The organism is Kribbella sp. VKM Ac-2571 (genome assembly GCF_004362255.1).
Classification (GTDB): Bacteria; Actinomycetota; Actinomycetes; order Propionibacteriales; family Kribbellaceae; genus Kribbella; species Kribbella pratensis.
Genome location: NZ_SNWS01000022.1, coordinates 121770 through 136854, shown reverse-complemented (window position 1 = coordinate 136854; position 15085 = coordinate 121770). Strand labels below are relative to the sequence as shown.

General features: G+C 68.1%; 15 protein-coding genes. 7 read left to right on the top strand and 8 right to left on the bottom strand.

Annotation, left to right across the window (positions count from 1 at the left end):
- The first annotated feature begins 13 nt into the window (after positions 1–13).
- A complete protein-coding gene (locus EV651_RS36415; RefSeq protein WP_133789874.1) occupies positions 14–742 on the top strand; it encodes an SDR family oxidoreductase in 729 nt (242 codons plus the stop codon).
- On the opposite strand, the gene EV651_RS36410 is transcribed toward EV651_RS36415, so the two are convergent.
- A complete protein-coding gene (locus EV651_RS36410) occupies positions 739–3531 on the bottom strand; it encodes an AAA family ATPase (protein WP_202870670.1) in 2793 nt (930 codons plus the stop codon). The two genes, EV651_RS36415 and EV651_RS36410, sit on opposite strands and share 4 nt — an antisense overlap.
- Positions 3532–3706: 175 nt before the next feature.
- On the opposite strand from EV651_RS36410, the gene EV651_RS36405 reads away from it, so the two are divergent.
- Positions 3707–4477 (top strand): SDR family NAD(P)-dependent oxidoreductase, encoded by a 771-nt coding sequence (locus EV651_RS36405; RefSeq protein ID WP_133789872.1) that lies wholly within the window; start codon positions 3707–3709, stop codon positions 4475–4477.
- Here the strand turns inward: EV651_RS36405 and EV651_RS36400 are convergent.
- On the bottom strand, positions 4474–5262 hold the full coding sequence (locus EV651_RS36400) for an alpha/beta fold hydrolase (protein ID WP_133789870.1): 789 nt from the start codon (positions 5260–5262) through the stop codon (positions 4474–4476). The two genes, EV651_RS36405 and EV651_RS36400, sit on opposite strands and share 4 nt — an antisense overlap.
- Positions 5263–5360: 98 nt before the next feature.
- Here EV651_RS36400 and EV651_RS36395 point away from each other — a divergent pair, with 98 nt between their 5' ends.
- Together EV651_RS36395 and EV651_RS36390 are read left to right on the top strand one after the other, a co-directional pair.
- Complete coding sequence (locus tag EV651_RS36395) at positions 5361–5855, top strand: SigE family RNA polymerase sigma factor (RefSeq protein ID WP_133789868.1); 495 nt, start codon at positions 5361–5363, stop codon at positions 5853–5855.
- Positions 5852–6742, top strand: a complete 891-nt coding sequence (locus tag EV651_RS36390; RefSeq protein ID WP_133789866.1) for a hypothetical protein — start codon at positions 5852–5854, stop codon at positions 6740–6742. The genes EV651_RS36395 and EV651_RS36390 overlap by 4 nt, the downstream gene beginning before the upstream one ends.
- 24 nt (positions 6743–6766) lie before the next feature.
- On the opposite strand, the gene EV651_RS36385 is transcribed toward EV651_RS36390, so the two are convergent.
- Positions 6767–7993, bottom strand: coding sequence for an MFS transporter (locus EV651_RS36385; protein ID WP_133789864.1), 1227 nt, complete (start codon positions 7991–7993; stop codon positions 6767–6769).
- A 92-nt stretch (positions 7994–8085) separates the two neighbouring features.
- Here EV651_RS36385 and EV651_RS36380 point away from each other — a divergent pair, with 92 nt between their 5' ends.
- Entirely contained in the window at positions 8086–8961 is an 876-nt protein-coding gene (locus EV651_RS36380; RefSeq protein WP_238157423.1) for an aminoglycoside phosphotransferase family protein, read from the top strand.
- Between the two features lie 245 nt (positions 8962–9206).
- Here EV651_RS36380 and EV651_RS36375 read toward each other — a convergent pair whose 3' ends face one another.
- The 4 genes from EV651_RS36375 to EV651_RS36360 form a co-directional block, all read right to left on the bottom strand.
- Positions 9207–9932, bottom strand: coding sequence for a helix-hairpin-helix domain-containing protein (locus EV651_RS36375; RefSeq protein ID WP_133789860.1), 726 nt, complete (start codon positions 9930–9932; stop codon positions 9207–9209).
- Positions 9933–10166: 234 nt separating this feature from the next.
- Positions 10167–11066: a hypothetical protein gene (locus tag EV651_RS36370; RefSeq protein WP_133789858.1), complete on the bottom strand. Its 900-nt coding sequence runs from the start codon at positions 11064–11066 to the stop codon at positions 10167–10169.
- 271 nt (positions 11067–11337) lie between these two features.
- A complete protein-coding gene (locus tag EV651_RS36365) occupies positions 11338–11814 on the bottom strand; it encodes a CoA-binding protein (protein ID WP_133789856.1) in 477 nt (158 codons plus the stop codon).
- Positions 11801–12331 (bottom strand): hypothetical protein, encoded by a 531-nt coding sequence (locus EV651_RS36360; protein WP_133789855.1) that lies wholly within the window; start codon positions 12329–12331, stop codon positions 11801–11803. Before EV651_RS36360 ends, EV651_RS36365 begins: the two co-directional genes overlap by 14 nt.
- Before the next feature lie 268 nt (positions 12332–12599).
- On the opposite strand from EV651_RS36360, the gene EV651_RS36355 reads away from it, so the two are divergent.
- Positions 12600–12995, top strand: coding sequence for a hypothetical protein (locus EV651_RS36355; protein WP_133789853.1), 396 nt, complete (start codon positions 12600–12602; stop codon positions 12993–12995).
- Positions 12996–13474: 479 nt separating this feature from the next.
- Here the strand turns inward: EV651_RS36355 and EV651_RS36350 are convergent, their stop codons facing one another.
- Positions 13475–14446 (bottom strand): NmrA/HSCARG family protein, encoded by a 972-nt coding sequence (locus tag EV651_RS36350; RefSeq protein ID WP_133789851.1) that lies wholly within the window; start codon positions 14444–14446, stop codon positions 13475–13477.
- Positions 14447–14530: 84 nt separating this feature from the next.
- On the opposite strand from EV651_RS36350, the gene EV651_RS36345 reads away from it, so the two are divergent.
- On the top strand, positions 14531–15025 hold the full coding sequence (locus EV651_RS36345) for a MarR family winged helix-turn-helix transcriptional regulator (protein ID WP_202870669.1): 495 nt from the start codon (positions 14531–14533) through the stop codon (positions 15023–15025).
- Positions 15026–15085 lie beyond the last annotated feature (60 nt).

Sequence of the window (15085 nt, the reverse complement as noted above, 5' to 3'; positions counted from 1 at the left end):
ACTGGAGAACACGATGAGCGACAGACTTGACGGGCAGCTTGTGGTCGTGATCGGCGGAAGTTCGGGGATCGGACTGGCGGCCGCCCACCAGGCCCACGCGGCCGGCGCCCGGATCGTGGTCACCGGCCGCGATCCCGAACGACTCGCCAAGGCCGCCGCCGAGGTCGACGCCGAGAGTGCGCCGACCCTGGACCTGGGCGATCCCGAGCGTCTCGAGCAGGTCTTCGCCGACCTGCCCGCAGAGCTCGACCATGTCCTGGTGAGCGGGGGCGGACCGTTCTACGCACCGATCGCCGAGCTGGACTTCGAACGGGCACGGCGCCTCCTCGACGAGGATCTGCTCGGAGTCCTGCGAATCGCCCGGCTCTGCATCGGACGGGTTCGTCCCGGCGGTTCCCTCACGCTCATCAGCGGTACCGGCGCGCGCCGGCCCGGGGTCGGCCTGAGTCTCGCCGCGATCGGAACCGTCGGACTGCAGGCGATCGCCGCCAACGCCGCACTGGAACTCGCCCCGATCCGGGTGAACGCCGTCGCGGCCGGGTTCGTCGACACACCGTTGTCGGCGCGGCTGCTCGGCGATCAGCTCGAACAGCGGCGCGCCGAGCTGCGCGACACGCTTCCGATCCGGCGCGTGGTCGGTCCGGACGACGTGGCCGCGCTGATCATCCACCTGATGACGAACACAGCACTCACCGGTGCGACGTACGACGTCGACGGTGGCCAGCAACTGCTCCGGAGCTAAACCTTCGCCTCCTGACCGGTCTCGGGCAGCGCCTCGCGTAGCTGTCTGCGCGAGCTGATCGAGAGCTTGTCGAAGATCTTGCGGAGGTGCCACTCGACCGTGCGGGGACTCAGGAACAGCCGGGCGCCCACTTCGGGGTTCGACAGTCCGTCGCGGACCAGCGAGGCGATCTGGAGCTCCTGCGGAGTGAGCCCGCTACCCGCGGCGGGTCCGCTCGCTCGGCGGCGTACCGTCTCTCCGGTCGCCTGCAACTCGCGACGCGCCCGCTCGGCGAACGCAGCCATGCCGATCGACGTGAACAGGTCGTACGCGCTGCGCAGTTCCGCCCGCGCCTCCCCTCTGCGAGTACGACGACGCAGCCATTCGCCATACAGCAGATGGGCACGTGCCAGATCCGGGCGCAGCCGGGTGCCGGTCAGTTGCTCGATCGCCTCGAGGTACGCACCCTCAGCGGTCGCGCCGTCGTCCACCAAGCCCCGCGCGCGGGCCTCGATCCCGCGGCCCCAGCGCTCGTCGGTGTCCAGCGTCTTCGCCTGCAGTTGCTCGAGTGCGGCAGCTGCCTCGCGCTGGCGTCCGCTCCGTGCGGCCGCCTCGACCTGCTCACTGAGCGCCCACGACGACACGAACAGCTCCGGTGTGTCCTCGCTCGCCGAGATCGCCCACGGCAACGCCTCGTCGTGGCGCCCGAGACCATTGAGTACGACGGACCTCGCCCAGCGCGCGTACTGCGCAGCCGTACCCTGCCCCTCGGCGGTCGCGCTCGCGATGGTCTCGTCGATCAACGGGAACGCCTCGTCCGGGCGTCCGCGCAGTGCTGCCAGCACCAGTCCGCCGTACGGCAGCACGTGCGTGCCGGTGGCCTCTCGGACCGCATCGGCCTCGGCCCCGAGCGAGGTGGCTTCGGCGAAGTCACCGGCCAGCGCGACGACCTGGCCGAGCACGTTGACACCGACAGCCAGGACCGCGAGCGCACCGGCGCCACGTGCCACTTCCACCTGCCGGGTGGCGGTGGACCGGCAGGCTTCGAAGTCCCACGCGGTCGCCGCCGCCGCGGTGGCCATCCATCCCCAGCGCAGCACCTCTTCGGTCGAGGCCGTCTGCTCACCGAACGCGATGGCAGCCTGTTTCAGCAGCGGCACTGCACGAGCCCGGCCCTCGGCGAACAGCAACGCGAACCCGTCCAGCAGCAGATCAGAACTTCGCGTGGACCTCTCGGGCCGCGGCGCTGCCTCGGCTGCCAGTGAGACCTCGCGCAGACCGGTGCCCGCAGCCAGCTGACCTGCGAACAGGGCGGCGCTCCAGGCATCGAGATAGGTGTCGCGAGCGAGCTGTACGTCGAGCTTTTCAAGGGTCTTGGCAGCACGCAGGAGCAGGCCAGGCGCGTCCCGGCCACGCTGCTGCGCGTACGCCGCCTCGGCGCGGAGCAGATCGATCCGGGCCCGCCCCAGGTCGTCGAGCTTGCCTGCCTCGGCCGTCGCCAGCAGCGCCCACGCGGTCTCGAACGCACCGGCCTGCAGACTGGCGTGCGCGCCGGCCAGCGCGCGCTCGCTCCGCCGGAGCGGATCACGGGTGAGGGCTACCGCGCGCTGCAGGAACGCAGCCGCGGCAGCGAAGCCGCCTCGGGCCTGAGCGCGGTCGGCGGACCGCTCCAACTCCAGAGCGACGTCCTCGTCAGGTCCGGTCGCGGCCGCGGCCAGATGCCAGGCGCGCCTGTCCGGGTCGGCTGCCGAGTCCGTCGCGCCGGCCAGCGCCAGGTGTACTGCGCGGCGGTCTGTCTCGGAGGCGGATCCGTACAGCGCTGACCGAACCAGAGGATGGCGGAACGTCACCCGCTCGCCCAGGCTGAGGAGTCCGTCGATCTCGGCAAAGGCCGCGTCGATCCCTAGGTGGTCTGCGGCCCGCCGGACGAGCACCGGGTCGCCGATCGGCTCGGCCGCCGCGACCAGAAGCAGCTGCCGGGTCGGTGCGGGAAGGGCATCGGCCTGCCGCAGGAAACTCTGCTCGATGCGTCCGGGCAGACCCTGTCCGCCGAGCAGGCCGAACCCTGCCGCGAGCTGCGTGGCCGTCAGGCCGCGGGGCAGTTCGAGCAAGGCCAGCGGGTTACCGCCGGTCTCGGCCACGATCCGCTTGCGGACGGGTTCGTCGAGCAGGAACTCGACAGCTGATCCCAGCAGCGCCTGTGCCTCGTCAGCCGGCAGCCCCTCGACCTCTAGCTCGGAGAGACCGTGCAGTTCCACGCCGATCTCGCGGGCGCCGAACAACAACCCGACCGATTCGGCGCCGATCCTGCGGGCGACGAACCCGAGCGTCTGCGCCGTCGCCGTGTCGAGCCATTGCGCGTCGTCGACGACGACCAGGACCGGCTGTTCGCCGGCCAGATCGGAGATCAGGCTGAGCACTGCGAGTCCGACCATGAAGCGGTCCGGAGCGGGACCTGGCGCCAGCCCGAACACCGTCGCGAGCGCCCGGCGCTGCGGCTCGGGGATCCGGGGCAGGCGATCGAGCAGCGGCGCGCACAGCTGATGGAGTGCCGCGAACGCCAGCTCCATCTCCGACTGGACGCCGGCCGCCCGCAGCGTGCTGAGGTCCGCCGCGGAGTCGGTCGCGTAGGTCAGCAACGCGGTCTTCCCGACCCCGGCCTCGCCCCTGACGACGAGTACCCGGCTGGTGCCGTTGCGCACCTCGGCGAGCAGGCGGTCGAGGACGGCCCGCTCAGCCCGCCGGCCGAGCAGTCTCGCAGGTCGAGTTCGCTCCGCTTCTTGGCCGCGGACCACGTTTCCACGTTCCACAGTCCGCCGCCCTCCAAGCGGTGCGCCCTACCTCAGGCCCAGCGCAGTCTCCCCGACCCGCTACAGCCTAAGACCACAGCCGCAGTACCGGAAGCAGGCTCGAGCTGCGGGCGCCATGGTCAGCTGCGGCGACCGGTGACAATGTCGGGATGACTATCGAAGCGGTTGTTGTGTGATGGGGGTTCTCGACAAGTTCTCGCTGATCGGGCGGACGGCTCTCGTGACGGGCGGGTATCGAGGCCTCGGTCGTGCCTTCGCTACTGCGTTGGCCGAGGCCGGTGCGGATGTGGTGATCGGTCCGCGCGACGCCGCGGCCTCGCAGCAGGCGGCCGAAGCGCTGGCGGGCGAGACCGGTCGGACGGTGGTCGGCGTCGGCCTCGACGTGAACGACCGGACCTCCGGCCGGGCGGCGATCCAGACGGCGCTGGACGTGACCGGGCGGTTCGACATCCTGGTCAACAACGCCGGGGCGTGCGTTCACCGGCCGGCGCTCGACGTTCCCGACGACGAATGGGACGCCGTCTTCGCCACGAACGTCGACGGCCTGTGGAAGCTCAGCCAGGAGGCGGCCCGGCATTTCACGACGGTCGGCGGCGGCACCATCGTCAACATCGGGTCGATCTCCGCACAGATCGTGAACCGTCCCCAGTGGCAACCGGCGTACAACGCCTCCAAGGCCGCGGTCCATCAGCTGACCAAGTCCCTGGCCGCGGAGTGGGCGCCGTTGAACATTCGCGTGAACGCCGTCGCCCCGGGCTATGTGAAGACCGAGATGGCGCCGGTCGACGAGCCACAGTTCAAGTCCCGCTGGATCGACGACGCCCCGATGCAGCGGTACGCCGTACCCGAAGAAATCGCGCCCACCGTCGTCTTCCTGGCCTCGCCGGCGTCCAGCTTCATGACCGGCTCAGTAGTGGTGATCGACGGCGGCTACACCCTCCACTAGCGGTATCGGTCGAGGAACGGGGTGAGTTCTGCGAGGTACTGCGGCCGCTTGTCGCGGCGTACCGAGTGGCCGGCGCCGGCGATGTGTACTGCACTGAACTCGCCGCCTGCTGCTTGGGCGCAGCGGTCTGCGTACTCGGGGGAGATCAGGGAGCCGCGCTCGGTGTCGCCGTGGATCAGGAGCACCGGGCACGTGATCTCGGCGAGCAGGTCGGTCAACGGGCCGGCGTCGCGGAACGTGAGATCGAACAGGTGCGGGTTGACCTGCGCCTTCGACACAGCCCAGGGCTCGAGTTCGTCGTCGGGCCAGTCGGGGTCGTTGGATCGGCCCATCGCGATCCGTGACGGCAGATCGAGTGCCCGGACCTCCGCGAGCCAGTTCGGCTCGGACCACGGTTCGTCGTACCGGTCGCCAGGGGTTCCGGTCGGCGGGTCTTCCAGCACGACTGCACGGACCAGGTCCGGCCGCGACGCAGCCAGGTGCGCGGCCGCCATCGCACCCATCGAGTGGCCGACCACGACGATCCCGCCGTCCTGGGGCCGGCTCGACAGCACGAGGGCGGCATCGTCGCGGTGTGCCTCGTAGCGAACAGGCTCGTCCGGAAGCCCGGACTCACCGTGCCCGCGCGCATCGATCGCGAGCGCGCGGATCCCGGGCAGCGCGCGGATCACCGGCTCCCAGCACTGCGCAGAGTCCGAGAAACCGTGCAGGAACGCGACCTCGGCCGGCGCCTCATCGCTCCGGTACCACGCCAGATGAGCCGTCCTGCCTCGCACACCGAACATGGTTGTGACCCTAGCGTGCGTACGAGGTTCCACCGGCGGATGCAACCAACTTCGGCGCCGGAGGCGTGTCTAACCCGGTATCGACGATGGGAGATCGGATGAGTGATCGGGACGCGGCGTTCGAGGCGTATTTCGCGGCACGTTCCGACGCCATGCGTGGCACGGCGTACCTGCTGTGCGGCGACTGGCATCGTGCGGAAGACCTGGTGCAACAGACGTTCACGAAGCTCTACCTGGTGTGGCGGCGGATCCAGCGGCACGAGGCGATGGACAGCTACACCCGGCAGACACTCATCCGTACGTTCCTGTCCGAGCGGCGCCGGGGGTGGTTCCGGCACGAGTCGGTCGCGTCCGAGACGACCGATCGGGCGGCGCCGTCGGCCGACTTTGCCGACGAACGGCTCGTGTTGCTGGAGGCACTCGTGAAGGTGCCGCCGAGGCAACGCGCCGTACTGGTCCTGCGGTACTGGGAGGACCAGTCCGTCGAGCAGACGGCTGAGCTGCTCGACTGCTCGGCCGGAACTGTCAAGAGCCAGGCCGCGCGCGGGTTGGCGACACTGCGCGGTCTGCTGGAAGAGGAGAGGGTTCGATGAACGAAGAGGATCTCAACGAGGCACTGCATGACGTGATCGTGCGGAGCAGCCCACCGCCGTCGATGGATCCTGCGCACGCTCTGGAGCAGGCCCGCCGGGTGCGCAAGCGGCGCAGGGCGACCTGGGCCGCGCTCGCCGTCGTACCGCTGGTGGTTGGCGTCACGGCTGGTCCCGCACTGGTGGCGAACTTCAACGGTCACCGGTCGGTGGGCCAGATGGTGGCGGGCGGGCCGGGTACGCCGTCGGCATCCCCGCCGTCGGCGTCCGCGCCGCCCCCGGTCTCCACTGTCGCGCCGACGACTGCACCGAAGACCCGGAAGACCGGCGACCCGTGGCCGGAGGGCCAGGTGGACCGCACGGCGTCCACGGGTCCTCGCGCCGATCGGGCCGTGAAGCTGATGAACGACCTGACCTCGTCACTGCCACCGGGGTTCACTTCGCCGGACCTGAAGTACCCCGGCGGCGACCCGATGAGATGGCCGCAGACCCAGTACGCGTCCAGTGACGGGGAGCCGGACTACTGGGAGTACTCGGCCTCCATCCCGGTGCAGAAAGACAACCGGGTCGGCAAGTTGCTGGTGATGTCGACCACGCCCAACGGCAAACCGGCGACGGACCCGTGCACGTTGGCGAAGAAGTTCTGGGGCGGGACCGGCACCTGCGCTGTCGTGGACGTCGGCGGCAAGAAGGTCGGCGTACTGACGACCAAGGGGAACGACAGCTACGACCAGTGGGCCGCCTACCGGTACGACGACGGCACCGTCGTGTATTTCGCGCAGGCCAAGAAGAGCGATCGCACGGGGCGATCGCCGCTGACGCAACCGGTGTTCACCGGCCGCCAGCTGGCCGAACTGGCGATCTCGCCCAAGTTCAAGATCAGCACCTGACGGCTGCAGGTCACCTGCTGGTTGTCAGTCGCGGATCGGTGCGGCTCGGCATCGGTGCGCTGCCAGGATCTCGCGGCGGCGTGCCGATGGCGGGCAGAAGACGATGGAGATCGCGACCACCGAGGCCGCCGCGAGCAGCGTGGCGGGGTAGCCGGATCGGTTGATCAGGAGTCCGGCCACGGCTGGACCGGCGATGGTGCCGATGGTGAGTGCGGTGTTGACTGCGGCGAGACCGGCCGAGGGGCGTGAGGCGAAGACATCGGCACTCCAGATGCCCTGGGTCGCAATCACCGCACTGTAGAAGGTACCGAACAAGGCCGCGGCCAGCAGGGCGATGACGAACTGGCGGGCTCCGACCGCGATCAGGACCAGTGCTGCGGTGAGCAGCGCGCAGGAGCCGAGGTAGCTGTTCCGCAGGCCGATGCGATCGACGACCGATCCGCTGAGCGAGGCGAGGAGGCTGGCGGCACCGCACACCGCGTAGGCAGTCTTGGCTTCTCCGGCTGCAAGTCCGGCCTTGTGCAGCGCCTCGACACTGAAGGTCCACCACACAGCGCTGCCGGCCCCGATGAGGACGGAGGAGAGCAACAGCGGGCGAGACTTCGGGCAGACGAACCAGGTCCAACTCAGCTGTGGCACCCGGGGCCGACGCGAGTCTCGCCCTCGCGCTGGTGCGCACACCGTCGCGAGGATTCCCGCGCCGACCGCCAGGACGACGAACACCAGCCAGGCGAATCGCCAGTCGTCTCCGAAGCCGATCGCGACCGGTCCTCCGAGCGCGACTCCCCATCCGGTTCCGGAACTGATCGTCGACCACACCAGGGCACGCCGAGCCGCGGGCACTTGCTGAGCCACGATGTCGGCGTACGGCGGGAATGCCAGACCGGCCGCGGTGCCGGCGACGACCACGCCGACCTGTGCGATCAATGAGGTGCCGGCGGCCGCGACGATCGTCATCCCGATGGCCGCGAGTACCGCCGCGAGTCCGATCGGCCACCGCGGTCCCAGCCTGACGGTCATCCAGATCACGGACAGATTCGCGATCAGGTACGACGTGTACCCGGCCGATGCGGTCAGCCCCGCGGCGCGTGGCGTGATGCCCAGGTCGGCCTGCATCTGCGGCAGCAGCAGTCCGTATCCGTAGCGCGCGAACCCGAACGTGACCGCGATCATCGCGACACCGGGCACGACCGTCCGCAGAACGTGCCCGTTTCGTACCGATGCCCCAGGGCGGGCCGCAGCTTCGCTCATCGTCCCGCGCCAGTACCCATCACCCGCAGAGTCAAAATGAGTGCCGATTGTGGTGACTGTCGTGTAGGTATGGGCCGGTGCACGATGACCAAGTGGACGTAACCACCGAAACCGTTGCGTCCTTGATCCAGGACCAGTTCCCTCAGTGGAAGGGCGAGACGATCCGACCCGTGCCCTCGACCGGGACGGTCAACGCCATCTTCCGCATCGGGAACGACCTCTCTGCGCGTTTCCCACTGCGTCTGGTCGATGCTGCCGAGGCGTTGGCGGTTCTGGAACAGGAAGCCGAGGCGAGCGCGGAGCTGGCGCAGGTGTCCCCGTTCCCCGCCCCGGAACCCGTCGCCTTCGGACAAGCTGGAGCGGGTTACCCCATGCCGTGGGCAGTCCAGACCTGGCTACCGGGAACGGTCGCCTTCGATGCCGACCCGAGTACGTCGGACGCTTTTGCCGAGGATCTTGCGACCTTCATCGCGGCGCTGCGGGATGTGGAGACACGAGGGCGGTTGTTCAGCGGCGACGGTCGTGGCGGCGTTCTCGCTCACCACGACGACTGGATGGCGAAGTGCTTCGAGGAGAGCAAGGGGCTGCTCGACGTACCGCGGCTGCGTCAGCTGTGGAGCTACTTTCGGGAATTGCCACGCACGGCTGCGGACGTGATGAGCCATGGTGATTTGATCCCCGGCAACGTACTGGTCGAAGGCGACCGGCTCAGCGGCGTACTCGACACCGGCGGCTTCGGCCCGGCCGACCCCGCGCTGGACCTGGTCAGTGCCTGGCACCTGTTAGAGCCGGGCCCACGGGAAGTGCTCCGACGGACGCTGGGTTCCGACGACCTGGAGTGGGAACGCGGCAAGGCCTGGGCGTTCGAACAGGCGATGGGCGTCGTCTGGTACTACGTCAAAACCAACCCAATCATGAGCAAAATGGGCCACCAAACCCTCAACCGCATCCTCCAGTCCATGGACTGACGTCGCGGTCGACCTTGGAGGGAAGTAGCCACGCGCGGTATGACGAACGCGTCGCCGACGCCGAGGCCGCCTGGGCAGCTGAGCTCGCCAGCGTCTGTCGATCTACCGAGGCGTAAATCGTGTGGTCGAACTGTGTGGACAGCCAGATGATGGCGGCTGCATTGGGGAAGTGAGTGATGGGCGGCGTCCCAGACGTGCGGGAGTGACGACCGGCCATTCTTGCCTCGTCCTGTCATTCACGCTCGCTATGACGATGGCGCCTGATCAGGCAAGAAGACGGTTCGTTCGGTGACCGAGGTGGTGACTTCGGGTGGAAGTTCGGCGAAGACGCATAATTCGTTGGCCGATACGAATCCGCCGTGCTCCTCGCGCAAACGCACGATGAGCTCAGCGTGTTCGCGTGTCACGCCCGGCAGGGAGGCCAGGACATCGGCGGGGGCGTGGTTGACGTCGACGACCCCACCGTCGTCGTAGTCGCGCGCCAGGTCCGGTCGACCGACCCTAAGTTCGAGGGCCAGCGCTGGGTCCCCTGCGGCAAGGTCGCGGGCCGTTTCGCGCAACCGGCGCCGCTCCTCCGCTGTGTCCACGGCTAGCTCCATCGCGCTCGGCTTCGACCGGCCGAAGAAGACCGGCGCCCTGATGGCCAGGGCGTGCCCCGTGGCACCCAGGGTCAAGGCGGCGAGTGCGACATCGGCCACCACCTGGTAGTTGGGGGCGGTCACCTGCTCGATCACGAGGGCGCCGGTGTACAACGCGCAGGCAATCCACAGGGAGCGATACTTGAGGCGCGTCGCCGCGAAGAAGAAGACCAGGGGCGTAACAAAGCCGAGCGACAGCAGCGGCAGGAACGCCCACGCGTAGCTCAGTCCGACGCGCAGCGGGTCTCTGCCAGACATGGGCCAACCTCCTCGCACCGCAGCCATACTGACCGCATTGATCACGAGCAGCCGAATCGTCGCTTTGTGGTACATCCTGGCCGCGTGGTGCCGCCATAGCGAGAGCTGGCAAGATCGACGACAGCAGTTCTTGTCGTGTTCTGATCAGGTGTCGAAGAGCTGGTGTCAACATCAGCTTGGGAACTCGATCCCGGGCTCGGCGACAGCGCGAGATCGCCGTCCGTCACACCCCGCGAGGAGCCGGAGCTCCCGGTAGACCGCCAAAGCTACCGACGGCCGCGGACAGCTCCAGGCTCGGTTCCGGCCCCGTCACTCGCCGTTCAATACGTCGACTGCCGGGCTGGGAACGACCCGGAAGTACACGTGATCCGTGAGGGGTACGGGGACCTTGCCGATCTGCTGGATCACCGTTGCGAAGCCGTTCGCGTGCCCCACGGCGTACAGATAACCGGCGTGAGTGTCCTGGTCGATGCCGAGCAACAGCGTGCCGTACACACCGCATTTCTCCGCCACCAGTGACTCGAATCCTTGCCACGTCCGCTCACGGACCATCTTCACCATGCCGTGCATGGGTGAGCCGACGGGGATGTGGAAGGTGAACAGCGCTCCGGCGCGGGTGTTCATCAGGAACGTGTCGTAGGTGCGCGTCTTGCTGATCAGCGCCATCGTCTTGAACCCTGCGAACCCAGGGACCGAGCCGGCACGGTGCCAGACACCGTCCGCCCCGGAGGTCCACCGGAACAGCATGCCGTCGTTCCGCAGGCCGTAGTACGTCGTGTATCCCGCCCGGATAGATCGTTCGAACGCGGTGAAGGTGCCCCAGCCGCCACCGATGCGGGTCAACACCGGCGGATGCTTCGGATCCAGTCGCCCGTCGACGCCGGTGCGGTAGGTGCTGTGGTACATCGCGCTGCCGATGATCACGTAGCTGTCGACCGCCGGACCCACGGGACCCGGCTTCACCACCAGAGAACTACTCAGCCGGACCTGGCCCGCCGCGAAGACCGGCAGTGTCGGACCGTCGCTGGAGATGGTCGGTGGCCGAGTGGCCGCGACTTGTTGGAAGACCTCGCCGCCCGTGGCGTCGACTGACCCGAGGCGAAGGCTGCAGACCGTCGTACTGGTTGCTGGAGCTGCCGCCGCCGGCAGTCCGCCGGCTGTGAGCAGTGCCGCGGCCATGATCGCTGGAGCAAAGAATTTCCGATTCATTTCCGACCCCCGGAGGTGTACTCGGTGCCCGGCGGAGCCCCAGGAGACGAGCCCTCTCGTCCTCCCGCATCGGGCTCTCATATGACTTGATGCCCTGCACCCACGCAGAGTTGCGAGTCGATCGGCCCAGGCGCGTGGGGCCAAATCCCCACGCACCTACGCTGTGAGGTCGAGGCTGCGTGCTGCGGCGCAGCCTCGATGATCTTGCGGCCCTTTCATGAGGTAGCAGTACACGAATCGCATTGCGGAATCCGGGGTTGGTTTGCTGCCCTCAGACCCGCTTCGGCGCGTTGCCGGTCAGCGTTGCGACCGTTCGCATGACGCGGTGTCCGCGATCCGACGTCGGCTCGAACATCAGCGGGCAACCGCCGTCGATCACGGTGATGCCGTGCGCGCGGCCGTACCCGGTGGCCTTGTCCGAGACGCTGCCCGCGCCGAACGACCGGTGCATCCACACGTGCTTGATTCCCAGCTCGTCGCACTCGCGCATCGTCTCTTCGGCGACCTGCGGGCGGGTGCCGATGACCACGGCCTGCACACCGCCGGGGATCGACTTCAGGTCGTGGTAGCACCTGTCGCCTTCCACTCGGTCGGCGTTGGGGTTCACCGCGAACACCTCGTAGCCTCGCTGGCGCAGTCGCTGGTACACGAAGTTGCCGCCGTGGTTGCCGCCATGGCGCGAGACCCCGGTGACGGCGATGCGCTTCTTGGCCAGGAACTCCGACGCCGCCTGTTTAATCGTGGCCATCAATCGCTCCTTTCCTTGTGGCTCGTGGCTGACCCACGTGCTCGTGATGGGCGGTGTGGCTGGCCGAGTACAGGCCGAACCGCGGCAGCATGACGGCGATCATCACCGGGCACGCCAGGCTGGTCTGGATCTCGATCAGGCTGTCGGCGGGCATGAGGCCGGCCCAGTATGCCGCGATGAGCAACAGTCCGAGCAGCATCGTCGAGCCGGCCATCTCCAGCGTGGGCCGCCATGGCATGCCGCGGAACCTCATCCATGCCGCCATCGGCAGCGACAGGTTCACCGCGATGACGAACACCGACAGCGTCGGCGCTGTCTGCGGCAGCTCGCCGTACCCGAGCAGGGCGGCGGCGCCGAAGAACACCACGCTCAAGGCGATGGCGCCGGCGCACATCACCATGCACATCTCGGCCAGGTGCAGCGCGAAGCGACCAACCCGCCGCAGGACCGTGCCGACGGGCCCGTCCCGTACCGGTGCGCCTCCCAGTGATCTGGGTGTAGTGGCTGTGTTTCGCATGACGACCTCCCTTGCGTCGTCCGGGCCGGTCGGCCCGGGTGGCATGGCAGGTCGCGCCGTGAAGCACCGCCTATGGCGCGACCTGTGCGCCAGGCATGAGCTCTTTCACAGAACACTGCGCTGGCGGCGGCCGATCGGAACCGTGCATTGGACCCGACCTCGCAGGACGAAGGTCCCGCCATCCGCAAGCGAATGCTCGAGGCGCATGCTGAGGAGAGAGCCTGATTGTGGACCGTAGGTAACGGGCCGGAAGGGAGGGGAGAGGGCGATGTGGAGCTTCAAGAACCTGGTAGCGCTTGGTCTGTTCCTGTTCGGGACAACCTTCCTGTGGATGACGCCGGCCTTCGCCGGCAAGGCATCGCCGCCGAAGGGAACGGCATGGACCCTGGCCAACATTCTGGCGCTTGTCACCCTGGCAGGATTCGCGATCGCGGGATGGGCTGTGTTCAAGGGGTATTCCTGGTGGGGGCCCACGGCGATCGTGTCAGCCGTCGTCGGGCTGGCTACCGTCATCCCCTTCATCGTCGGGCAGCATCGACTCGACGTCGGGCTCTCGGACCCGGGCGTGCAGATCAACCTATGGATGCACATCGTGGGCAGCGCGGTGGTCATCGCCATCGTGCTCATACCCGCCGCCAACGACTGGGTAACCAAACGCCTTTGACGGACGAGGGGCATGGACGGTTCGTGATCCCGAACCCCAGACGCGTCGCGGTGATCGAGAGCGAGGCCGACATCGGGAGGTCGCCCGAGGATGTCTTCGACTACTGCAGCGACCCCGCGAACGAGCCCGCGTGGAACGTCAAGATGAAGAGCGTCGAACAACCCACGGACGGGCCTGGGCCGACACCACGACCGGGGCGTACCCCGCGCGCGATCCCGATGATCGTCGAGGCGCCCGGCGCTTCGAGGTCGGCTTTCAAATCGGCTGCCCCCGGCTCCGCAACTCCCGGCGGCAGCGAGCCGACCCACCCCGGCTCGGCGGGAGCCGGGGCTAGATGCGACACCCCGTGCCTGGCGTGCCTCGGGCTCCGGTTCTGTTCCGTCGCTGTTCCGTGAGACCTTGGCAATCGGCGGTCAAAAGCGCGAATTGTTGCTTATTGATGCGGGCGGCTCAGGGGCAGACCCGCCCAACACGATGGGTCACTTAGTGGCGGCCTGTAGGTCGGCCTTGTGCAGGTTGAGCCAGGTTTCGAAGGATTCGAGGGACGGGTTGAGTTCGCGGACCTTCGCCAGGTCGCGGTCGCCGGTGAAGTCTTCGTGGTTCTCGGCGTAGAACTGGAACATGTTGGCCATTTCGACGGCCATGGGGAAGGGGTACTGGCGGTACTCGTCGAGGGTCGGGGAGTGGTACGTGACCTTTTCGCCGAGGGCTTCGGTGAGGGCGGCGGCGTACTGGTGGCCGGTGAGGTGGTCGCCGGCGAGGCTGACGGTCTGGCCGATCAGGTCGGGGCGCTTGAGGATGGCGAAGGCGATGCGGCCGATGTCGTCGCTGGCGATACCGGACAGGGGACGGTCGCCCATCGGAAGCGTGATCGTCAGCGTGCCGTCGGCATTGCGGGTCGGCGGCATGGTGCTGATGAACGCGTCGAAGTAGAACGTGGTCCGCAGGAACGTCGTCGGTACGCCGTACTTCGTGAACAGGTCGTCGGCCTCGCCCTTCGCGTCGAAGTGCGGGACCTTGTAGCGCCCGTCGTCCAGGCTCGGTACGTCGTCGCGCGCACCGAAGAACAGGCGGGTGTCCTCGAGCGTCGACCAGACCAGGTGCTGTACGCCGGCGTCGCGGGCGGCCCGCGCGGCGGTCTCGGCCTGGGCGAGTTCCATGTCGGCGCGGGTCCGCGCCGCCTCCTCGTCCGGGGTCAGCGGCGCCCAGTAGTTCGTCACCACGAAAGCGCCGTACGCGCCGTCGAACGCGGCCCGGATGCTCGCCTCGTCATCGAGATCGGCGGCGACCACCTCGGCACCCGCCGCGGCAAGGTTCTTCGCCGCGGCGGAGTCCGGGTTCCGGGTCAGTGCGCGGACGTCGAACTCGCCGGACGGATCCGCCAGGATCGCGCGGACCAGCGCGCCGCCCTGTGCTCCGGTGGCTCCGACGACGGCGATCAGCTTGCTCATAGCGTTCACTCCAAGAGTCAGGTTGATGTGTCAACTCAACCGATCGTAGCGCGCTTGGTTGATGTGTCAACCCGAGCGGGTAGGATGGTTCTCGTGAGCAAGGGACCGTGGCTCGACGACGACGAGCAGAAGGCGTGGCGCAGCTACCTGCTGATGAACCGCACGCTGGAGACGCACCTGGAGCGGCATCTCCAGCGCGACTTCGGCCTGTCCAAGTCGGACTTCGAGATCCTGGTGAACCTGTCGGAGTCGGAGTCCGGACGGATGCGCGCCTTCGAGCTCAGCCGGGCGACCCAGTGGGAGAAGAGCCGCCTGTCGCACCACCTGACTCGGATGGAGAAACGCGGCCTGGTCCGCAAAGAGGCCTGCGAATCGCGGTATCCGGAGATCGCCATCACCGAGGAAGGTTTGGCGGCGATCAAGGAGTGCGCGCCGGCGCAGGCCGCACGGGTGCGGGAGTTCTTCGTCGACGTGTTCGGCCCCGACCGCCTCGCTGTTCTCGGTGAGGTCGCCGACGAGATCGTCGGCACGATCGGCAAGCACTGCGAGACCGACTGCCCGCTGGAGACCCGCTCCTGAGAGTTGTTCTCAGAGAGCTTTCAGCAGAACTTGACGGTGGCTTGATCTTCTCTTGGAGCG